19 protein-coding genes are annotated in these 22,806 nt (G+C 43.0%); 7 read left to right on the top strand and 12 right to left on the bottom strand.

What is annotated here, in order from left to right:
- The 4 genes from NAF19_RS19265 to NAF19_RS19250 form a co-directional block, all read right to left on the bottom strand.
- Nucleotides 1-1,425, bottom strand: coding sequence for a PP2C family protein-serine/threonine phosphatase (locus NAF19_RS19265; RefSeq protein WP_252791965.1), 1,425 nt, complete (start codon nucleotides 1,423-1,425; stop codon nucleotides 1-3).
- Between the two features lie 96 nt (nucleotides 1,426-1,521).
- Nucleotides 1,522-2,472 (bottom strand): hypothetical protein, encoded by a 951-nt coding sequence (locus tag NAF19_RS19260; protein WP_252791964.1) that lies wholly within the window; start codon nucleotides 2,470-2,472, stop codon nucleotides 1,522-1,524.
- Between the two features lie 14 nt (nucleotides 2,473-2,486).
- Nucleotides 2,487-3,776, bottom strand: a complete 1,290-nt coding sequence (locus NAF19_RS19255; protein WP_252791963.1) for a serine/threonine protein kinase — start codon at nucleotides 3,774-3,776, stop codon at nucleotides 2,487-2,489.
- Nucleotides 3,777-3,925: 149 nt separating this feature from the next.
- The gene (locus NAF19_RS19250; RefSeq protein ID WP_252791962.1) at nucleotides 3,926-4,612 is read right to left on the bottom strand and encodes an Ig-like domain-containing protein; all 687 of its coding nucleotides are present in this window, start codon (nucleotides 4,610-4,612) and stop codon (nucleotides 3,926-3,928) included.
- A 250-nt stretch (nucleotides 4,613-4,862) separates the two neighbouring features.
- Here NAF19_RS19250 and NAF19_RS19245 point away from each other — a divergent pair, with 250 nt between their 5' ends.
- Entirely contained in the window at nucleotides 4,863-7,244 is a 2,382-nt protein-coding gene (locus tag NAF19_RS19245) for an ABC transporter permease (protein WP_252791961.1), read from the top strand.
- Between the two features lie 125 nt (nucleotides 7,245-7,369).
- Nucleotides 7,370-7,555 carry a hypothetical protein gene (locus NAF19_RS19240; RefSeq protein WP_252791960.1) on the top strand — a complete coding sequence of 62 codons (186 nt, stop codon included), beginning with the start codon at nucleotides 7,370-7,372 and terminating at the stop codon, nucleotides 7,553-7,555.
- Nucleotides 7,556-7,659: 104 nt separating this feature from the next.
- Here NAF19_RS19240 and NAF19_RS19235 read toward each other — a convergent pair whose 3' ends face one another.
- From NAF19_RS19235 to NAF19_RS19200, 8 genes are all read right to left on the bottom strand, one after another.
- Nucleotides 7,660-8,421 carry a hypothetical protein gene (locus NAF19_RS19235; RefSeq protein WP_252791959.1) on the bottom strand — a complete coding sequence of 254 codons (762 nt, stop codon included), beginning with the start codon at nucleotides 8,419-8,421 and terminating at the stop codon, nucleotides 7,660-7,662.
- A 130-nt stretch (nucleotides 8,422-8,551) separates the two neighbouring features.
- Nucleotides 8,552-10,873, bottom strand: coding sequence for a family 20 glycosylhydrolase (locus tag NAF19_RS19230; protein WP_252791958.1), 2,322 nt, complete (start codon nucleotides 10,871-10,873; stop codon nucleotides 8,552-8,554).
- Between the two features lie 139 nt (nucleotides 10,874-11,012).
- The gene (locus tag NAF19_RS19225; protein ID WP_252791957.1) at nucleotides 11,013-11,144 is read right to left on the bottom strand and encodes a 30S ribosomal protein THX; all 132 of its coding nucleotides are present in this window, start codon (nucleotides 11,142-11,144) and stop codon (nucleotides 11,013-11,015) included.
- Nucleotides 11,145-11,320: 176 nt separating this feature from the next.
- Nucleotides 11,321-12,277, bottom strand: a complete 957-nt coding sequence (gene trxB, locus NAF19_RS19220) for a thioredoxin-disulfide reductase (protein ID WP_252791956.1) — start codon at nucleotides 12,275-12,277, stop codon at nucleotides 11,321-11,323.
- 69 nt (nucleotides 12,278-12,346) lie between these two features.
- A complete protein-coding gene (locus tag NAF19_RS19215) occupies nucleotides 12,347-13,375 on the bottom strand; it encodes a toxin-antitoxin system YwqK family antitoxin (protein ID WP_252791955.1) in 1,029 nt (342 codons plus the stop codon).
- A gap of 26 nt (nucleotides 13,376-13,401) precedes the next feature.
- Nucleotides 13,402-14,580: a dipeptidase gene (locus NAF19_RS19210; RefSeq protein WP_252791954.1), complete on the bottom strand. Its 1,179-nt coding sequence runs from the start codon at nucleotides 14,578-14,580 to the stop codon at nucleotides 13,402-13,404.
- Nucleotides 14,581-14,701: 121 nt separating this feature from the next.
- The gene (locus NAF19_RS19205; RefSeq protein WP_252791953.1) at nucleotides 14,702-15,121 is read right to left on the bottom strand and encodes a DUF3592 domain-containing protein; all 420 of its coding nucleotides are present in this window, start codon (nucleotides 15,119-15,121) and stop codon (nucleotides 14,702-14,704) included.
- Between the two features lie 140 nt (nucleotides 15,122-15,261).
- The gene (locus NAF19_RS19200) at nucleotides 15,262-16,890 is read right to left on the bottom strand and encodes an acyl-CoA carboxylase subunit beta (RefSeq protein ID WP_252791952.1); all 1,629 of its coding nucleotides are present in this window, start codon (nucleotides 16,888-16,890) and stop codon (nucleotides 15,262-15,264) included.
- 312 nt (nucleotides 16,891-17,202) lie between these two features.
- Between NAF19_RS19200 and NAF19_RS19195 the strand changes: the two genes are divergently transcribed.
- From NAF19_RS19195 to NAF19_RS19175, 5 genes are all read left to right on the top strand, one after another.
- Nucleotides 17,203-18,690, top strand: coding sequence for a POT-type proton-dependent oligopeptide transporter (locus tag NAF19_RS19195; RefSeq protein WP_252791951.1), 1,488 nt, complete (start codon nucleotides 17,203-17,205; stop codon nucleotides 18,688-18,690).
- Between the two features lie 115 nt (nucleotides 18,691-18,805).
- Nucleotides 18,806-19,537, top strand: coding sequence for a polyprenol monophosphomannose synthase (locus tag NAF19_RS19190; RefSeq protein ID WP_252791950.1), 732 nt, complete (start codon nucleotides 18,806-18,808; stop codon nucleotides 19,535-19,537).
- Between the two features lie 120 nt (nucleotides 19,538-19,657).
- On the top strand, nucleotides 19,658-20,680 hold the full coding sequence (ruvB, locus tag NAF19_RS19185) for a Holliday junction branch migration DNA helicase RuvB (protein WP_252791949.1): 1,023 nt from the start codon (nucleotides 19,658-19,660) through the stop codon (nucleotides 20,678-20,680).
- Nucleotides 20,681-20,821: 141 nt separating this feature from the next.
- Nucleotides 20,822-21,379: an RNA polymerase sigma-70 factor gene (locus NAF19_RS19180; protein ID WP_252791948.1), complete on the top strand. Its 558-nt coding sequence runs from the start codon at nucleotides 20,822-20,824 to the stop codon at nucleotides 21,377-21,379.
- 93 nt (nucleotides 21,380-21,472) lie between these two features.
- Nucleotides 21,473-22,621, top strand: coding sequence for a FecR family protein (locus tag NAF19_RS19175; protein ID WP_252791947.1), 1,149 nt, complete (start codon nucleotides 21,473-21,475; stop codon nucleotides 22,619-22,621).
- Nucleotides 22,622-22,806: the final 185 nt, after the last annotated feature.

Raw genomic sequence — 22,806 nt, 5'->3', positions numbered from 1 at the left:
TTATTTTTTGATGAGAGGTAAGGAGTCTGTTTTCATAGTTATCGGGGCCGTTTTGCCGCTTATAAATTTGCCATCGGCAAAGCTTGCTTCGTTTTCCAGGTTTTGCTTACAATTTACAAATTGCACATGCCGTAAAGCAAGGTTATTGTTGGCAAAGCTTATCCCCGTTTTAAAATTGTGGAACGACAGGCTATCAAGTGTAACGAGTTTGCACCTGGCAGCCAGTTTTATTGCAGCCCCATCATATCCCGAATCGCTTTGAAATACAATATTGCCCTTCGATTTAATCAGCAACGTATCGCGGTTAATTTGAATAGCCTCGCTGATAATTATTGGCGTTTTGTAAGCTGTGTCCGCCAATAGCAATACGTTGCCTTTTAAATTATCTATTTCCTTTTGCAATTTTAGCTGCAACGTCCCGGGTTGTCTTTTTACCGGGACCACTGGCTGAGGCTGCACGGCAATATTATTTTGAGGCCCGCCTTTCAGGTATAAGTAGATGCTTGCCCCGGCAAAAGCCAGTACTAAAACAACCAGAAGGGCAATTAACCCATTGTTGCTTTTTCTGCGGGCAGGTTCAGGGTCGTCGCGTTTTGGTTTTTCGGCAACGTGATTGGCTAACCCGTTTGACGATGGTTCGCGTTGCTTAACTGCCGTTGCAGAGTGTTGCTGTGGTGTTTTATTGTTGTGTACAAGCACCACGGTTACGTTATCCTTACCGCCATAATGATTAGCGGCTTCAATTAATTGTTTCCCTTTATCCTTAAGGGTGGCCCCACAGGTCAATATCTGCGTTATCTCTGCAGTCCCAACCATATCGGTAAGCCCATCGCTGCATAACAACAACATATCACCCGAAAGGAAGGGCGACTGCCCAGTTTCTATGTAGTCAGTGTTTTTACCAAGATTAGGTTCAAAGCCCAGCGCCTTATTTATTTCATTGCGTTTGGGGTGGCTCATTGCATCTGCCTCCGATAGCCTGCCCGACTCCTCCAGGAAACCAACGAAAGACTGGTCGTGCGAGATTTTTACCAGCGAATTATCTCTCAGCAAATACAAACGGGTATCGCCCACATGGGCAAAGTAAAACTGGTTGTTTGCAATATCGGCAATGGCCAGCGTCGATACGCAGCTCATCATTTCATATTCTTTGTTGCGCTGCTTTTCTTCAATAATACGTTGGTTTGCAATGTCGAAACAATCAATAATCATTGATATGATTTCGCCCGAGGGTTTTTCCAGGCGTTTCAATATAGCCTCACGTGCAATCCCGGCTGCAACTTCCCCGCCGGCGTATCCGCCAACACCATCAATCACACAAGCAATAATAAACCGGTTGCCCGCGTCCTGCCGGGCAATAAAGGCGTCCTCGTTATTTTGCCGCGCCTTTCCGGTATCGGTTATGCCGAAATATTGGTCAGTCATTTGGTTTGCGTGATTTTTTTATTTCGATGAAATGCGTTATCAATAGCCCTGTACAAATTACCAATAAAACGGCCGATAAGATTTGCGACATAGTAACTACGATTTAAATAAGTTTACGCCAACAATTCCGTTTAGCAATATCTTTGAGTTTACCGGCAACTCCACCCACGACGGCGAGTTTATATCACTCCGGGGGACGTCCTGTTCGTTCAGTATAGTAAGCTCACCGAACGATGAAAGGTAAAATTTCCCATCGCTTTTATTATACCGTATCCGTAAATGCGGCGAGTTAACCCATTCGGTAGGTATTTTAAATATGTTCGAATCTTCGCGCTCCTCATCTTCACCTGATACAATTATTTCGTCATCATTCATCAAATACTCAACTTTCTTACCTGCAAACTGCTTTTCGGGGAGTATTGTTTCAAAACGTGCGTGGTATTTTTTACCAGACTTCACCGCGCCTTTTTCATCGTACTCAAGGTCCTCCAGATAAGGTAGCTCGTAGTAGCCTTCGCTGTAGTAGTTAAAGGCTTTCATTACATCGTCGCTTATATCAAACGTCTGCGCTATCCCTGTTTGGCGGGGAATAAAGGTTACCCTAAGATTCTCCTCTTTTTTGTTGCTGCCGGGCATCAATTTGCCTATAAATCCAATGTCCCCTCTTTCATAGTCAGGGTGCGATACCAGTCTGAATACCCATTTGGAACTCGACGGCACAACCGTTTTACCAGCGGCGCGGTACTGACCGAGCAGTTCGTAGAACTTCTTAACGGTTTCGTTCACTATCAAACCAAACAGACCTTGTTTATTATCCAAAAATTGTTTGTAGTCTTCAACATTAAAGCTGATGATATATTCGTGATAAAAAACAACTCTGCCGGCAAAAGAGAGCTCACGAACAGAATCGTTAAATTTTGCGATAACGTAATTATAAACATCATCGGGCGTTAGCGCGGCTTGTGTTTTTGCTTTGGCATTGTCGGGGCTGGTTAAAAACCAGTCCTGTATACCCATGCGCTGCCAGATAGAAGGTTTTTGCTCCATGTATTTTTCGAAAATTATTGATTGCCTGTTGAATCTGTTTTGGTACTATCTGGTTTTTGCCTGTTAAGTGCGCTGTTTATCGCACTCTTGGCAGCCGAATCGGTTTGTATGCGTTTGGCCCTTATCGCTTCGTTGCGTGCCTTATCGGCCTGGCGCACGCTGTCAACTATACGGGCGGTATCCACCGCTACAATATTAATGGGCTTTACAGGTTTCGAAACCGGCTTGAATAATGAATAAGCTGAATAAGCCATAAACCCGGCCATTAAGATCATCAACCCGGCAAATACCGACGACGAGATCCTGATAATACCAGGCTGGTTTATCAAATTTGATTTATCGATCATTATCGGCGCAGGTGGTACAACCGTTGCCACCGGAACTTCTTTTATAACTTCCACCCTTACTTCACGTACACTGCTGTCGGCAACTACTTCATGCAATTCAAGGCCATTGGCATACCTGGCCTCAGGCGATTTTTCAAGGCAGGTCGCAATCATCTCCAGCAACCAATCGGGCACCTGCATTTCGCGTTGCGGCCATCCCTTGGGCAGGTTTTCTTTACGCAACTCCAATAAATCAGGCACCGGCGACTCCATATGCGAAAGCATTACATGGTTGCGCGATGTTTCGCCATTATCTTTTAGTGGGAAAGGCACCTGGCCGGCAAGCAGTTCATATAGGATTACACCATAACTGTAAATATCCGTTTGGAACAGCATTTTGCCCTCGTTTTGCTCCGGCGCCATAAACTCGATGGCCCCGGCATGGCGCATACTGCTCCGACGCTGCTCGTCCGACATTACGGAGAGTCCAAAATCCAGCAGTACGTAATTGCCGGTTTGGTTATTAAACTTTACATTATTACTTTTTATATCGCCGTGTTTTACGCCTACCTTATGGCAGTGTGATAGCGCGCAAGCAAGCTGGTCAGCAAGTTTTATAACTTCTTTTATGGTGAAAATTTTTTCGTGAGGTGGTTTAAGCAGTTCTTCCAGGTCGGGGCCTTCAATAAACTCCATTTCGATAAAAGGAAACGAGCCGCTTTCAGTAATACCCGAATTTAATATCTTAACCACATTTGGATTAGGTATTTCGTTTACTTTTTTCAGCTTTTCAACCTCGTTTAAAAAGTTGCGGTAATTTTTATCTTCTTTGCTTTCGCTGTGTATGGGGGTTGGCAACAGCTTTACAGCAGTAATGATGGGGCCTATCCGCCTGCCTTTGTATACAGAACCCTGGCCGCCGGTGCGCAGCGCACCCATATTTTCAAGCCCCTGTGTTATAGTAAATACTTTGCTCATTCGTTATTATTGATATCTTTTTTGCGGCCCAAATCTGAACTTATAAACGCAAACAAATCTATTATGTTTAAATCCTTTTTAATAAGGAATTTTAAACGAAAAAAGATAGCAAAAATTTCGGGATCGAGACGGTGTTTTTTCGCAGTGAATTATAACAAATCTTCAAGCCGCATAACGGCTTCTGCATTTGTTAGCTGAATTGAAGGGCTGGTGCCATCTAAAGCATATAGGGTGCAGCTGAAAGTAACTTTAATTTTCAGTCCGTCGTTACGCCCAAGCTCAGGAGCTAACACATCTGCAGAAACTACATTAGCGCTGCCGGTTTGAACGCCGTCGCTTGAATATTGGTTTCCCGCAGCATCAGTATATTGTATAGATATTGTTTTAGTACCCACTGTAAAGCTATTGTCAGTGTCGAACGTCCAGGCGCCGGTTGCAACAAATGCTTTCAGAAAGGCTGGTTTGTCGGCATCAAAGTTATATTGCATGGTGCGGAACTCCACACCTATGTTTGGATTTTGACCTTGGGTGGCATCAATGATTGCCGTCAAGCTACCAGTGTTTACCCCCTTATCGCTCGACCTATTTGATGCAGAACCGGAACTCCAGCCTTTTGATTCTTCAGCGTCCACAATCCAGTCTAAAGTTTTGCCACCAAGCGTACCCTTAAAATAGTACACAGCTGTTGTCGTACCGCTATCAGTGCCGCCCGTACCACTACCTATGTGCGTACCGTGTTCGGCATTATAAGCACTATAATCTACAGCGTCCTTTTTACATGCCGAAAAAAGGAATATTACCAATATTAAGAGGGAGGCAGGCTTAAGATTCTTCATTGAGACTAAGTTAATAATTTTAGCTTAGAATAGCAATAACATACGAAATGTAATGGAAACAGTAACATTTGCTGCCCGTTGTTGACAACCAGGTTTTAAAGTATCGCAGGCCCAAAGGGATAAAACCGCACATCCACCGTACGAAAACGATACATCATTACACATAAAAAACATCGTAAATAATTGATCATTAAATATTTATAAATATGGCATGAAATTTCAGCCCCATCACCAATCAAACTATCATGTCATGATAAAAAATTACTTCAAAACCGCCTGGCGTAATCTTATTAAGAACAAGGTGAACTCGTTTATCAATATCGTGGGCCTATCCGTTGGCATGGCTGTAGCCATGCTGATAGGGCTTTGGATTTGGGACGAACTTTCGTTTGATAAGTTCACCAAAAACCACGACAATATTGCCCAGGTAATACAAAATGTTACCAATAACGGCGAAGTACAAACCTGGCGTTCGGTACCTTATCCACTGGCTGCCGAGCTGCGTAAAACCTACGGAAGCAATTTTAAACAGATTGTAATGATGGCCAACATGGGCGGCCACATTGTAGCGCTCGACAATAAAAAGCTGAGCCGGGGCGGTGGCTTTATGGAAAACGAAGGCCCGGAGATGTTCACCCTTGAAATGCTCAAGGGCACACGCACCGCACTCAAAGACCCTACATCTATACTTATATCGGCATCAACAGCCAAAGCATTTTTTGGTGATGGCGACCCCATGGAAAAAACCCTGAAGATTGACAACCAGGTTATTGCTAAAGTAGCAGGAGTATACGCCGATTTCCCCCGAAACTCCACCTTTGCCGATTTAACATTTATAGGTTCGTGGGAAATGTTTTACAATGCCAACGACATTAAATCGATGCGTGAGCCATGGCGCCCGAATTTCACAACCCTATATGTGCAAATGGCTGATAATGCTGATATGGCAGCAGTTTCGTTAAAAATAAGGGATGCAAAACTTAATAAAGTAAGCCAGGTGCTCGCTAAAAAGAAGCCTGCATTGTTTTTACGACCCATGAAAAGGTGGCATCTATACGATGAATTTAAAGACGGTAAAAACACCGGCGGCCGCATTCAATACGTATGGATGTTTGGCATTATCGGCATGTTTGTATTGCTGCTTGCCTGCATCAATTTCATGAACCTGAGCACCGCCAGATCCGAGAAACGAGCCAAGGAAGTAGGCATCCGCAAAGCAATTGGATCATTGCGCGGGCAACTCATATACCAGTTTTTTAGCGAGTCGCTGCTTTGCGTAACGGTTGCTTTTTTGGTGGCCTTAATTCTGGTTCAATTCAGCCTGCCGTTTTTCAATGAAGTGGCCGATAAACAAATGAACATCCTATGGACTTCCCCATTATTTTGGGCCTTGGGCATCGGGTTCAGCTTGTTTACAGGATTAATTGCAGGCAGCTACCCTGCGTTTTACCTTTCGTCTTTTGAGCCCGTAAAAGTATTGAAAGGCACGTTCAGGGTGGGCAGGTTTGCCGCACTGCCGCGTAAAATATTGGTAGTGGTACAATTTACGGCCTCAATCACGCTTATTATTGGCACCGTGGTGGTTTTCAAACAAATACAATTCGCCAAAAATCGCCCCGTTGGCTATAGCCGCGATGGGTTAGTGTCAATCGGTATTGGCACCAATGATATCCATAAAAACTACGAAGCAGTAAAGGACGAGGTTTTCAAAACAGGCGCGATAATATCAATGGCCGAGGGCGACGTTGCCCCTACCTCATCTGCAGGCAGCACCAGCGCTATCGAGTGGCGAGATAAAGACCCTAACCTGAGCGTTGATTTTCAGCAGGCCGGGGTATCAGCCGAATATGGCAAAACAGCGGGCTGGCATTTCAAACAAGGCCGCGATTTCTCGAAGGAATTTTTAACCGATTCGTCGGCCGTTGTGATCAACGAGGCGGCCGTAAAATTCATGGGGTTAAAAAATCCGCTAAGTGAAAACCTAACCTATTATGGTAACAAGTTTAAAGTTATCGGTGTAATTAAGGATATTATTGTCGATTCGCCTTACGGACAGGTAAAACCATCTGTTTATTTCTTCAACAAGGGTGCGGCAAGTACAGTTTTGCTCCGGATAAATCCACGGGTAAGTGCAAGTGCCGCTATCGAAAAAATAGGGCCGATATTTAAACGATTTAATCCCGAACAACCATTTGAATATAGCTTTGTCGACCAGATATACGCTCAGAAATTCGGCAACGAACAACGCATCGGCAAACTGGCAGCATTCTTTGCCAGCCTGGCCATTCTAATCAGCTGTCTTGGCTTATTTGGCATGGCATCATTTATGGCCGAACAGCGGGTTAAAGAAATCGGCGTGCGTAAGGTTCTTGGTGCTTCTGTATTTACTTTATGGCGTTTGTTGTCGACAGATTTTATCGTCCTGATAACAATTGCAATCGCGATTGCCACACCGTTTGCCTGGTATTTAATGGCCTGCTGGCTACAGAATTTTGATTACCGCTCGTCAATTTCGGGCTGGATATTTGTGTTCACCGGGCTCGCAGCAATAGCAATTACGTTGTTCACTGTAAGTTTTCAGTCAATAAAAGCGGCGTTAGCTAACCCTATAAAAAGCCTAAAAACAGAATAAAATTACCGCGTGAGCATAAGTGATGAGACATTGCTTTTGTCCACGCGTAATTAAATTTAATTTGTATAAATTTCGCTGTAACTATTTAAAAGTTGCTGCGTCATATATTTATAAAACCGACCAGCATGAAAGCAAGCATATTTATCACCGTTACCTCGACGATAGTGTTGCACTCGCTTTTAGACAACGGGCAGTCCGCTAAATACGACCTTTTTGCCCGCGCCGACCAGCAAAAAGTTTATTCAAAAAAGAAACCCTGCAAAAATAAGATGGCACACATCGCTATTGTCAAAAAATCGACGAAGGCGTAAGGTGCTCATTGGGTAATAACTTCAACTCCTTTTTATTTCAAAATAAAAGTCAATCGTGCAATACGATTGACTTTATCTTTATTAATATTTTCAATTATTAATACCTACTCCTCGCTTCGGTGCCGCCTTTTTTTCTTTTTATGATGCTCTTCTTTGTGGGTTTTAGATTTTTTGGAAGTCGACTCCTTGTTATCCGAATTTGAAGTTTTTGCAGGGGCTGTTGTAGCCGACGCTGTTTTATTGGTCGTCGAATCCTTGCTCAACTGCTTTATGGTAAACTCATTATTCCGTAAACCATATTCAAACTGGCGTTTTGCCCCGGTAGGTTTTGCCGTTTTTGTGTTGCCGTCGTAAATCGGGAATTCGCGTACAAGCTTACCTTCTTTAATGTAAAAGTTATCGTCACCCCGGTAACCAGCACGCTGGCTTTTGGTGAGCTTGGGAAAATCAAGTTTACGGGCGCCGCTGTTGCTAAATTCAAAAGCGTAAATATTGGTATAGTTTATGGTGTCGCGGCCTTTGGCCTGTATAAGTATCTCCGGGTTGCCATCAAGGTCCATATCCGAATTGTAGCTATCCACAATTACTCCGTCCAAATCGCCCGTTGTGGTGGTATATTTTACCGCCGACGAATCTGAATGCAAAATTTCAAATGCACCTGCAATTTTCGAGCCGCGGCCCCAGCTTAACACATCATAGTCCTGTCCCGGCGAAACCTCGATCAATTTATGATACCTGAAAGGATCCATCACAGCGGGCTTTTTAGATACCACGGCTGTAGTTTGCGGTTTCTTATCGTCCGAGCAGCCTGCCATCAGCATACCGGCTATCAGGGTAAAAAAATAAAAATGGCATTTAAACTTCATTACCGTATTGTTAGGAGTGTTAAGAGCCGAAAGTCAAGAACCAAGAGTCAAGAAAAGAAAATCAATTCAAAACTTAACAAACTGCTTGGCTCCTATCGTGGCTCTTGGTACTTGGCTCTTGATTCTTATTTTAATTAAACATTACTTCCGGGCTTAACTCTGCTTTAGGCTTACCAGGTGTGGTTATAAAAACTCTTAAGTTACCATTGCTGGCGGCGTCAAAATATTTTATGGTGATTTTATGATAACCTTTTTGCAAAGGCACCGCACCACCCTGGTCGTAAACCGAATGCTTCCCATCGTTATCAACAACCGGCTGACCGTCAATCAACAACGTCGAGCCATTTCCCGAAGAAGTTGAAAATCCGTAAACCCCGTCGTTATCAATACGAATTAAGCCGGTATATATTACGCCATAGCCCTTTATATTTTTTTTGATGTCGGCTGTATTAAAACTAACGGCCACGCCGGTGTCAATTACTGCGGCTTTATCTAGCTGGCTCACACTGGTAAACTCACCGGTATAAACTTTATATTTCAAGCCTTTGTTGGTATTTGTACCATTAACAGCCGGTAAAGGTGTTTTGTTATACATTATTGCGCGGGTTACCTGGCTGCGTTTGCCTGTCGGCGTAATAACTATGGTTTTCAGTTCACGGTATTGATCTGCCGGCACATTATAAGTCATAGGTACTGTGTACTCCATATCCGTTTCGCGCGGTGTATAGCCGTCGATGGTGTAATAAACCTTTGCGCCTTCAACCGGGCTTTTTAGGTTTACATTTAACTGGCTACCAAACATAATGGTGTCTTTTCCACCAATTGCTGTTGGTACCCGGTAATCAAAATTATTTTTATCAAACCACGCCAGGTGACCGGGCAGACGGGTATTGGCAAAATCTGTATAGTTTTTATTGGCCAAAGGTGTCCATGCCACTTCTGAAAGTGCCAGGATCCTTGGCAATATCATATACTCCACCTTGTTCTCGGTAGGAATATACTCGGTCCATAAATTGGCCTGAACACCTAAAATGTATTTTTGCTGATCTGCCGTTAATTCCGCAGGTGTGGGATTGTAGCTGTATATTTTTGTTAAAGGCTCGTTACCGCCAATACTTAGCGGTTCATCCTTGCCTTGCGCATGGTCAATATAAAGGCCTCCGCTTCCGGGTGTCATTACTACATTATGATTTTGCTTAGCAGCAGCAATACCACCGGCTTCGCCCCTCCAGCTCATTACAGTAGCATTTGGCGATAAGCCGCCTTCCAATATCTCGTCCCAACCAATAATGCTGCGCCCTTTTGAGTTTACAAACTTTTCAATCCTCTGTATAAAATAGCTTTGCAATTTATCTTCTTTAGGAGAATCTTTTTCGTCAGTAAGGCCAAGTTTCTTAATCAGGTCCTGGCAAAATTGCGACTTTTTCCAGGCGTCTTTTGGCACTTCATCGCCACCTACGTGTATGTATTTACTGGGGAACAAGGCCATAACTTCAGTTAAAACGTCCTGTATAAATGCAAATGTCTTGTCGCTCGGCTCGTAAATATTTTTAAACACGCCCCAAGTTTCGGCCACCTTATATGTTGTTAATGATGGATCGCAGCTAAGTTCCGGGTAAGCAGCCAAAACAGCTTCAGAGTGGCCGGGCATTTCAATTTCGGGTACGATGTTAATATAACGGTCCGAGGCGTACTTTACCACGGCTTTGATTTGTTCCTGGGTATAGTAACCGCCATAGGGGGTATTATCAAATTGCTGTGGCGTACGATCGTGGTAATTACCAATAACGGTTTGCGCGCGCTGGCTGCTCACTTGTGTTAGTTTGGGATATTTTTTTATTTCAATGCGCCAGCCCTGGTCGTCAGTTAAATGCCAGTGAAAATTATTTAGTTTATAGGCCGCCATCAGGTCGATATACTTTTTAACGAATTCCACCGAAAAGAAATGACGGCTAACATCAAGCATCAATCCGCGATAACCAAATCGCGGGTAATCATCAATTTGGGCACACGGTATTTTTGCAGTGCCGCCCATATCTAAGGGCAATAATTGTATCAGCGATTGTACGCCGTAAAAAAGCCCTGCTCCTTTGCCGGTTATGGTAATTTTTTGAGGCGAGATGGCCAGACTGTAGCCACCATCCGGCAGGTTATCTGCACCTTTAGCAGTAAGCACTATGCAGTTTACGGCACCCGGGCCAATGTTAGGTCTTAATTTAACCTTTAGCTTAGCCTCGTTCAGCAAAAAGTGTTTTAAAAATAAAACTGCTCTGTTGTTCACACTATCGGCCAGCAGCACAGTTTCCTGGCTCAAAGTAAATTGCCCGGCCGACTTTTTAACAGATACAGGTGCCGGAATAATACCCATACTGGGGTCGGCATCCTGGGCATTTACTATGCCGGTAAAAAAGGCCATAACAAGGCAAAGCGATATCGAAATCTTTTTGTACATACGGTAAAATCTATTGGTTTAGCTAATGAGATGGTGAAGATAGCAGATTTTGAAAAAAAACTCCCATTTACAGTTGTAAAAAATCTGTAGCCGGTATTTTTAGTAAAAAAGCCACCCAGTTTTGTTGGATGGCTTTCGATTATTTCTTTGCAGGAGTTTCTGCAGCAACTGCTTCGGCTGGTTTAGCCTTTTTAGCATCATGCGGACGGGTTTTTCCGTACGAGCCCATAGCTATTTTTCCTTTGCGTGTTTTTTTATCACCTTTTCCCATGTCTTATCGTAGATTTATTTTTATTGATTGATGTAGTTGATTATTCAACTTATCGCAATATAAACATTAAACCGTTGATTTTGTTGATTATTTATTTGTGATTTCACCGATTGGAGAATGATTACACTGTTATCAACAGGCTTAATTTGTAATCTCAAATTAACTAATCAACCAACTTACGCTGTTACCACATGCTCTTTCGCAGCCAAATAGCGCTCTGCATCTATCGCCGCCATACAGCCACTTCCGGCTGCGGTTACAGCCTGGCGGTAAATATGGTCCTGGGCATCCCCGCAGCAAAATACACCTTCAATATTAGTAGTGGTTGAACCGGGCGTTGTTTTGATGTAGCCGGTTTCGTCCATGTGTATCCAGCCTTTGAATATTTCGGTATTGGGGTGATGACCTATCGCCACAAAAAAGCCTGCAACCGGGATGGTGGTTTCCTGGTTGGTTACATTGTTTATGACTGTTACGCCTGTAACACTTTGGCCGTCCCCCACAATCTCTTTGGTTTCGGTATTGTATAATATTTCAATGTTGGGCGTATTTAAAACACGGTGCATCATTGCTTTTGATGCACGAAACTCGTCACGCCTAACTATCATGGTTACTTTTTTACATAACTTGGCAAGATAGGTTGCTTCTTCGGCCGCAGTATCGCCCGCGCCTACTATGGCAACGTCTTCTCCTTTAAAAAAGAACCCGTCGCAGGTAGCACACGCCGAAACTCCAAAGCCACTGTATTTTTGTTCAGAATCCAACCCAAGCCATTTAGCCGACGCGCCGGTAGATATTATAACGGTATCCGCGGTAATGGTCTTCCTTTCATCAACCACCACTTTATGCGGCAAGCTGCTAAAATCAACCGAGCTCACATAACCAAAGCGGATATCGGTGCCAAGTCTTTCTGCCTGCTGACGGAAATTTTCCATCATTTCAGGCCCCATAATACCGTGCGGGTAACCGGGGTAATTTTCAACATCGGTAGTTTGTGTAAGCTGGCCGCCCGCAAGCAAACCGGTATACATTACAGGTTTTAAATCGGCACGCGAAGCGTAAATAGCAGCAGTATACCCCGCAGGACCCGAGCCTATTATAAGGCATTTTACATGTTCAATATCAGCAGACATTTTTATTTTTAAAATTGAAGTACAAATTTACGCAAAAATAGGGTTTTATTAGTCAGTAGGCGGTAAAAGTTAATTATCAAGGTTATATACCCGCTCAAATTGCCTCATCATTTTCTGGTCGTTTCTCTCATGTAGAGACGGATGAAATGTTACATGAATTCTCTTATCATCGTCAATTTCGATATCTAACTGTATGGCTATAAAGGTTGTTATAGCATGATTATTTTCAATAGCCGGTATCCAAGCCGGGGAAGCCAGAAACGAATTCACTACAGCAGTATCTACTTCAAGGCTGGAACCATTGATAACTGATGGTTTAATTAAGTGACCATCTGTGGCCAAAGTAAAATCGTAAATTGTTGCAAATTTGCCTGGCTTTGAAAAGCGCTGCGTTGATAAAGCGTTGTTGAGATATTTTAAAAGGTCATAATCAGTTTTTGCATCGATTACATTATTTTGAAATTTTTTATCTGATAAATAAGAGACATTTCTTATTACTTTTCCGTTTTTGTAAAAGCTCGAAGTGAGTTTTTCGCCTTTATAAGAAAGAGTACTCCATTCCCCTTCTCTTACATTATTAATCATGTTACCTTCTGATAATAACATCCCGCTATTAACATCGTATATCTGGTATAATCCATTGAGCACGTCGTCTTTGTAGGTAGATATATTAAGTAACTTTCCTTTTGTAGAATATTCTTCCCATTTACCACTTTTTTTCCCATTAACATAATATCCCGTGTATTGAACATAATTTACCCTTGGCATTATCAAGGTGTCCATTTTATGTTTTCCATAATTATACTGCGTATTGGTAAAACCTTCAAAAACCTTATAATATTCAAATTTACCGTGAGGAATGCTCAACTGAGCGTCCTTGTAATACCCTGAAGTTAATATGGTGCCTTTTATATCATATTGTTGCACAGACCAAACAGAATCTTTTGGGATCTCAGTCATCAATAAATAATAAGCGGCTTTAGCGCTGTCTGTAATTTTTTCGCCATCTGCATTAAGATATACTTTGAATGTAGTTTGTGCATTTGCATAAACACAAATAAACAAATGGAACCACAGAAAAATTTGCTTTTTAGCCATTTGATAAACGTTAAAATCTAATATAATTATTTCCCCGTATTTGCTTTAAACACCCTTAAAACATTACTACCCAATATTTTATCGATATCTTTTTCACTATAGCCCAGTTTAAGCAGCTCTTCGGTAATTTTCGGATAATCAGCAACGCTGTCTAACCCAAGCGGATATGATTCCGCACCGTCAAAATCCGACCCAATGCCAACGTGGTCAACGCCAATTAATTTCACTATGTAGTCGATGTGCTTGATCAGCAGGCTCAATGGCGGGCGTATTTTGTCGCTTTCGTTCCGGTAAATCGCATTCAGGCGAATATTGGCCAGGTCGCCGTCGTGGTAAACCTGCGTAAGCGAGTCCAGTTCTTTTTTATGCTGATGTAAAAACGCAGCCACTTTTGGCGAATACGTGCTGTCCACAAATCCACTGTAAAAATTAAGGCATATCACCCCCCCGTTTTTGGCAAGTGCTTTAAGCTGGTCATCCTTCATGTTTCGCCTGCTCGGGTCAAGCGCATAGGCGCAGCTATGTGAGGCAATAACCGGCTTGGTGCTAGTCGCAATTACATCATAAAAAGTACGTTCGCCAACATGTGATACATCAACCATTACACCAAGCTCATTCAGGTGTTTTACTATTTGCTTACCGTAATCAGTAAGCCCCAGGTGCTTTAATGAATCTTTTTTGGTGACCTCATCACGTGCAGATGTAGCCCACGATGTGCTGTTGTTCCAGGTCAGCGTAAGGTAGTTCATCCCGCGCTTGGCAAGGCTGTCAATGTAGTCCATACTGTCCTCAATCATGTGCCCGCCTTCAACACCAATCATGGCGGCCATTTTTTGTTGCTTAACTGCTTTTTGCAATTCCTTTGAATTGTGAACCAGCGTAATTTTATCGGGGTAACGCGCAATCAATGCATACAACGAGTCAATTTCGCGGTTAGCCATGGCAAAAGCTTTACCTGTTCCATATTCTTCGCCGCACCATATCGAAAAAATCTGCCCGTCTAATCCACCCTGCTTGGCCCGCACCAAATCGAAATTACCGGTGCTTTGCAGCTTTCCAGCGTCCTGTTTGGTAATTAAAATATTGGAAAGGATATCGTTATGGGTATCAATCAGGGTGGCTTTTTGATGAATTTCCATAGGGGATTGGGCCGAAGTAATTACGGTTGATAACAGCAGCAGGGGAAGTATGAGTTTTTTTATCACAGATGTGTGCAGATTAAATAGGTGACACGAAGTTTATTTTAAACTAATATATGCAGGATTTTTTGAGATAGGTTAATGTTTCGTTAAATTAGCTTTTAACAAGAGTATTCTATTTCTTCCACTACAACGACGGATATTGATTGACAAAGAAATAAATAACAGCACCAATTATCAACGCCAATCCTACACTCATGACAACCGGACCAAGCAGTTGGGTTTGTTTATTGTCGATAATAAAATGCTTTGCATCCGAAGCATCATAAATAACAACTACACTATCGCCAATTTTGTAGCGTAATGTGCTGCTTCCGAAACCATATTCTTTGGTTATCCACTCGTTGTTCAAAGTCTCGAATTTTATGACAGGCGTGCCAACAGAGACATTATTAGAGCTGGGATTTGTTTTTATTTCAATCACTGTCCCTTCTGCTTTTATTCCCGACGATAGTAATTTCGTTCGTTCCGTCTTTTTCCAGTTGCCCCAAACCACTAAAAAAGCACCGCCGGCTAATAATATTAACTCATCGTAATTTACATTCATAATCGATATTTTAGTTTCAAGATTTGGTAATTTGAAGCTTTAAAATGAATCTCTGCTTTTATCTTCAAATTTTCAAATCAACACATTTTCAAATCTTTTCTCATCTTCAAATTTTCAAATCAACACATCATCAAATTAATCTAAGTTTGTATTATCCCCACATTAAACGCCTTTTCTATCGGTGCATGATTTGCCGCCTCAATCCCCATTGATATTACCTTACGGGTTTCCAGCGGGTCGATAATCCCATCAACCCAAAGCCTTGCAGCAGCATAATAGGGAGTAGTTTGTGCGTTGTAGCGATCGGTGGTTTCTTTTAATAACTGGTCTTCCCGCTCCTGGTTTACTTCTTCGCCTTTTGCTTTCAGGCCGGCTGCCTGTATCTGCACCAATGTTTTTGCCGCAGAACCGCCACCCATTACCGCAATTTTGGCTGTCGGCCAGGCATAAATCAGGCGGGGATCGTAAGCCTTGCCGCACATGGCGTAGTGGCCTGCACCGTACGAATTTCCTATAACAATGGTAAACTTAGGAACTACCGAATTTGCAACGGCATTTACCATTTTGGCGCCATCTTTTATGATGCCGCCATGTTCGGCGCGGCTGCCCACCATAAAGCCGGTGACGTCCTGCAAAAAAACCAGCGGGATTTTCTTTTGATTGCAGTTCATAATAAAGCGGGTGGCCTTATCGGCAGAATCGGAATAAATTACGCCACCAAACTGCATTTCGCCTTTTTTTGATTTGATTACCTTGCGCTGGTTGGCCACAACACCCACTGCCCAGCCATCCACCCGGCCAAGCCCGCAGATGATGGACTGCCCGTAACCGGCCTTATATTCTTCAAATTCCGAATTATCCAGCAGGCGCAAAATAATCTCGTTCATATCATAAGCAGCCTCGCGGCTTATAGGCAATATGCCGTAAATATCTTTCGGATCATATTTGGGGGCCGCTGCTTTTATCCTGTCGAAACCGGCCTTGGCAAAATCCCCGGTCATGCTCATAATATTGCGGATAGAATCTAAACAGGCTTTATCATTAGGGTGTTTGTAATCCGTAACGCCCGAAATTTCGCATTGCGTAGTGGCCCCGCCCAGCGTTTCGTTATCTACATCCTCTCCTATCGCCGACTTTACGAGGTAAGAGCCCGCTAAAAACACCGAGCCTGTGCCTTCCACAATCATCGCTTCATCGCTCATAATTGGCAAATACGCCCCACCGGCCACACACGAGCCCATAATGGCCGCAATCTGGATAATACCCATGCTGCTCATTATCGCGTTGTTGCGGAATATGCGCCCGAAATGCTCTTTGTCGGGGAAAATCTCGTCCTGCAAAGGCAAAAACACACCAGCCGAATCGACAAGGTAAATAATTGGCAAGCGGTTCTCCATCGCTATTTCCTGCGCACGCAGGTTTTTCTTGGCTGTTATCGGGAACCACGCGCCGGCTTTTACGGTGGCATCATTGGCTACCACGACGCATTGCCTGCCCGATACATACCCAATGCCACACACCACCCCGCCCGACGGGCAACCGCCATGCTCAGCGTACAAACCCTCGGCTACAAAAGCACCCATTTCGAGCCAGGGTTTATCTTTATCTATAAGGTAGGCTACGCGTTCGCGGGCCAGCATTTTGCCTTTTTCCTTTTGTTTGGCAGCAGCCTTTTCGCCCCCGCCCTGGTGAACTTTTTTAAGACGGGTTTTCAACTCATAAACAAGCTGTTTGTTTATATCTTCATTCTTGTTAAAATCGATGTCCATAAAGGTTTTTCGCAATTATCCGTGGGTAAAGTTGGCTAAAAATTTGGGGCAAATACTAAACAGTTGCTAAAAAATATAATTAAAATTGTCCCGTAATATTGCCGCAGAGAAAAAACCAATCAGGTAATCTGTACAAAAACGAGCTTCAAAATATTAGCGGCCCCCATAACCGTCTGCAATTTCCATTCCATTTAATAGTTTAAAAAAAGCATAGCGTACAAAATACACACGCATTATTTGTAACACTTTCAGTATTAAATTTTGATTTACGGGAATTGTATTACTTTAGTAAAATTTTTAACTTTCAAATTAATGCAAGATAGCGCTATTGTAACCCCTCCCAAAAAATCAAGGTTCCCTAAAGCAGTCCCATTTATTATCGGTAACGAAGCCGCCGAGCGTTTCAGCTTTTATGGAATGCGTTCAATACTCTCGCTGTTTCTGGTACAACATTTTTTTAACCCTACCGACAATGCGGCGTTAACAGACCAGGCAAATGCACATGCCAATAAGTTACACCACTTATTTGTAATGGTGGCCTATGCTTTACCGTTTGTAGGCGGCATGGTGGCCGACTGGTTCACCGGCAAATACAAGCTTATTTTATATGTATCGATGGTTTACTGTGTAGGGCATTTAATGCTGGCGATGTTAGATGGCGGCCTTGGTGGTTTTGAACTGGGTTTGCTTGTGGTCGCAATTGGCGCAGGCGGTATTAAGTCGTGCGTATCAGCTAATGTTGGCGATCAGTTTGATGCGACTAACCAGGATTTACTGTCAAAAGTTTACGGCTGGTTCTATTTCAGTATCAATGCCGGCTCTACAATTTCAACTCTTGCCATTCCATGGACTTATGATCATTTTGGCCCTAAGTGGGCTTTCGGTGTTCCCGGTATCCTGATGGCTCTGGCTACCATCATATTTTTTTCGGGCCGCAAAATGTATGTAAAAGTCCCTCCGCAGGGTGTTAACCGTAATAACCTTGTGTTTATAACCTGGTACGCGTTAACTCATTTGAGCCAACGAAAACCAGGGCAATCTATGCTCGATGTTGCCAAAGGTCCGTACGACCCCGAACGCGTTGAAGGTGTTAAGGCAGTTTACCGGGTTATGTCCGTGTTCTTTTTCGCGCTCGCATTTTGGGCTGTTTGGGATCAGTGTTTGTCTGAATGGACGCTGTACGCCGAGAAAATGAATCGTGTTATTAACCTTGGGTTCACTAAGATAACCGTTTTTCCGGGCCAATTGTCTACAGTGAATACTGTATTCCTGCTACTATTCATTCCGCTGTTTAACTATGTAGTGTATCCGTGGTTTGATAAGATCGGATTAAAAACCACCCCACTACGCAGGCTTGGTACGGGACTGGTATTAACGGTTTTATCATTTATTGTTATCGCTTTTATCCATAATGGTATAGAACAAGGCGAAAAGCCATCAATATTTTGGGAGGTGCTGGCGTTCATGATACTTTCAGCAGCCGAAGTATTGGTATCTATCACCGGACTTGAGTATGCTTATACACATTCGCCAAAATCAATGAAGAGTACTATGACCGGCATCTGGTTCCTGGTAGTATCGTTTGGCAATCTTATTACCGCCCTTGTTAACGGTCTTATTGAAGATGGCGGATGGTGGGCCAAAAACCTTAAAGGTGCTAACTACGAATGGTTCTTTGTGGCGTTTATCAGCATATTTATAATAGTATTCATGTTTGTTTCGCCGCGGCTTAAGGAGCGCAATTATATCACCGACCCATATATTGATAACCAGGTACTTGCAGACACTCAAAATTTATAAATAACATAATTTAACAAAAAAAGCAGTTGGGCATTTGTACTTAACTGCTTTTTTATTTTCAAGGCAGTTTAAAATCAATTATTTTTGCCGACTCACTACCCTGATATTTTTGCAAGTGCCTGACAGTATAGTAATCATTCCCACGTATAACGAAAAGGAAAACATCGAACGTATGATTCGTAAAGTGTTCTCCCTTCAGCACGATTTCCATATTCTTATTATTGACGATGGATCACCCGACGGCACGCAAAATATAGTTAAGCAACTACAGCTTGAATATCCCGAGAAATTGTTTTTAGAGGAACGCGCCGGCAAACAAGGTCTTGGCACGGCTTATATACATGGCTTTAAATGGTCGATAGCGCACCAGTACGACTATATTTTCGAAATGGACGCCGATTTTTCGCATAACCCGGATGATTTGCTGAAATTGCGCGACGCCTGTATTGAGGGCGCCGATGCTGTAATTGGATCGCGTTATATTAACGGGGTAAACGTGGTTAACTGGCCCATGAGCCGTGTGCTGATGAGTTATTTTGCTTCGGTATACGTTAGGTTTATTACTGGCATCGACGTACGCGACGCAACCGCCGGCTTTATGTGTTACAAGCGGAAAGTTTTAGAAACTATCGAGTTAAGCAAAGTAAAATTTGTGGGCTATGCTTTCCAGATCGAAATGAAATATACCACCATTAAACATGGCTTCAAACTGGTGGAAGTCCCGATTATATTTACAGACCGCACCGCTGGTACCTCAAAAATGTCGACCAGCATTTTCAGAGAAGCCTTTTTTGGGGTGATACAGATGAAGATCAATTCTATTTTCAGGAAGTACCCGGAAGGATGATTTTGAATGCGGATTGCGGAAGTTCAATTGCGGAATGAAAAGCATTTTTAATTACTTTCAACATCTTAATTCCGCATTCGGCATTCCGCATACCAAAATAAAATACTAATTTCGTTGGTAATGAACGAGAATTTAGACCCCGACCGTGAACGCCTTTCGCCTGCAGAACGTGATATTGAAAAAGTTTTGCGGCCGCAGGCATTTGAGGACTTTACCGGTCAGCATAAAATATTAGCTAACTTAAAAGTATTTGTGCAGGCTGCCCGCCAGCGTGGCGAAGCACTTGACCATGTGTTGCTGCATGGCCCCCCGGGATTGGGCAAAACTACACTCTCCTACATTATTGCCAACGAGATGGGGGTGGGTATAAAAATAACCTCGGGCCCGGTACTTGACAAACCCGGCGATCTTGCCGGCTTGCTCACCAACCTCGAAACGGGCGATATTTTGTTTATTGACGAAATACACAGGCTTAGTCCGCTGGTTGAAGAATATTTGTATTCGGCGATGGAGGATTTTAAGATAGATATTATGTTGGAGAGCGGGCCAAACGCGCGCTCGGTGCAAATATCGCTTAACCCTTTTACGCTCATTGGCGCTACTACACGCTCCGGCCTGCTTACTGCGCCGCTAAGGGCCAGGTTTGGAATAAACTCGCGACTTGAATATTACGATGCAAAATTGTTAACCACGATTGTATTGCGCTCTTCATCCATATTAAAAACGCCGATCAGCGACGAAGGTGCTTATGAAATTGCACGCCGTAGCCGCGGCACCCCACGTATCGCCAATGCGCTCCTCCGTCGCACCCGCGATTTTGCCCAGATAAAAGGCGATGGCAATATTGATACCGCCATTGCGAAATATGCTTTAAATGCGTTGAATGTTGATGAGCATGGATTGGACGAAATGGATAACAAAATCCTGAACACCATTATTGACAAGTTTAAAGGCGGCCCTGTGGGTCTGAAAACAATTGCTACCGCTGTTGGCGAAGATGAGGGCACTATTGAAGAAGTTTACGAGCCATTTTTAATTCAAGAGGGCTTTTTGATGCGCACTGCCCGCGGTCGCGAGGTTACCGAAAATGCCTACAAACATCTTGGGAAAATAAAAACTGGCGGAAATCCTTCGCTCTTTTAACCAATAGTTACTACATTTGAATTTATAAACCGTTCTGCCTGGTGAAAATATTATTCATTCAGGATAAGTAAAAACTTATCCTGAATCGTCGTGTTTTTTCCTGCAGCCAATATTAAAATAGATTAGCCTTTTATTTTTAATATGTACAATTATACTATTCTGGATGACAAGGAACTTACCGGCCTGCTGCAAAACGGCGATGAGCTTGCTTTTACCGAAATTTATAACAGGTACTGGACAAAGCTATTCGCAGTGGCTGCCAACAAAATAAGCGACCTGGATGAAGCCGAAGAAATAGTACAGGACATATTTGTTTCACTATGGAAAAGGCGCAATGAATTGGATACCATAAATACATTAGGCCCCTATCTTGCTGTATCTGTTAAATACCGTGTTATTAAAGTATTGGCAAAGCGCGGTCATCAGCAAAAATACTCGGACTATACACAGCATATCGCCAGCTTAACCGACGATACCACGCAACAATGGCTCGACTTTGAGGAGTTGAGAGGCCGCCTGGCCACATTTGTTGCCGACCTGCCCGAAAAATGTCGCCTGGTTTATCGCCTCAGCCGCGAGTCGGGCTTCTCGCAAAAACAAATTGCCACAGAACTTGGCATTTCCGAAAAAACAGTTGAGGCGCATTTGGGAAAAGCACTTAAAACGCTACGTACACGGTTAAGTAGTTTTTTGCTGTGAACCCAATCCATCAAAAAATATTAAAAAATATTTTCAACTACACTAAGGGATTGCTACTGGTTAGGGTACCTATTACTAACCAATGCATCCTGAATGGAAAACCGCTACCACGAATTAGCAAAAAAATGGCTTAACAACACCATAACGCCTGCCGAACAGGCTGAGTTTGCCGCGTGGTATAATAAAGGTCAGGATAACCCCATTGAAATTCCACCAACTTTTGCAGAAAACGACGAGGCACTAAAACAGCGGATACTAAATAAAATAAACCGCGAAATAAAGAAAGATGATAGTCGCGTCAAGAAAATAATGCCAATGTGGCTACGCTATGCAGCCAGCATACTATTGTTTGCCGGATGCTTTATTTGCTACTATCTGCAAACTCACCGGGCGGTTAAATCCAACGTATTAACTCAGCAGCAAAAACCTTTAAAAAATGATGCCGGCCCGGGTGGGAACAAAGCAATTTTAACCCTTGCCAACGGCAGTAAAATAAATTTAAGCGATGTAAAAAACGGCGTATTGGCCAGCCAGGGGCAAACCGTGCTTAAAAAAGACAAAGACGGTCGGATCATTTACGAAGTGCCAGGCGCCAAAGGAGTCGATTCATCGGCCATATTTAATACTATAACCACTCCAAGGGGCGGCCAGTTCCAGGTGGTATTAAGCGATGGCAGCAAAGTTTGGCTTAACTCTGCATCGTCAATAACCTTCCCGGCCGCATTTTCAAAAACCGAAAGGAAAGTTACTATAACAGGCGAAGCCTACTTTGAAATAGCTAAAAACAAAAACAAGCCTTTTAAGGTTGTAACAGGTCGGCAAATAGTGGAAGTTTTAGGAACCCACTTCAACATAAATGCTTATACCGACGAAAGCGCAATTAAAACCACACTTATCGAGGGAAGTGTAAAAATTTCTGCCGATGCGCAAACTGCCATTCTTAAACCAGAGCAGCAATCAAGCTTATTTAATAATAAAATCAGCATAAATACAGTTGACACAGATAACGTGTTAGCATGGACGACCGGCAATTTCCAGTTCGAAAAGGCCGAAATACCATCGATAATGCGTGAGGCTGCGCGATGGTATGATGTTGACATTAAGTATGAGGGCGAGATTCCAAAACGGCGGTTTACAGGCAGCATATCGCGCAGTGTAAACCTGTCTGAATTATTGAAGATGTTAAAATACACCGGCATAAATTTTAAAATAGCAGGTAAAACCATTGTGGTTACCTCCTGATTTATACTGGACCATTATAAACTATTGAAAAACAATATTGCCGGGTTTACCTGCCCGGCAAAAATTCAATGTTGCTGCCAATGGCGGCGGCATATTTATGTGTAAATCAACCAATTGTTTAACCATATAAAATAAACTCCCAATGAGAAAACCAATACTAAGGGCCCCCTGAAGCTTGAGGTAAT

The sequence above is a fragment of the Mucilaginibacter flavidus genome, assembly GCF_024055575.1.
Taxonomy (GTDB): domain Bacteria; phylum Bacteroidota; class Bacteroidia; order Sphingobacteriales; family Sphingobacteriaceae; genus Mucilaginibacter; species Mucilaginibacter flavidus.
This window is presented reverse-complemented; position numbering and strand designations above follow the sequence as displayed.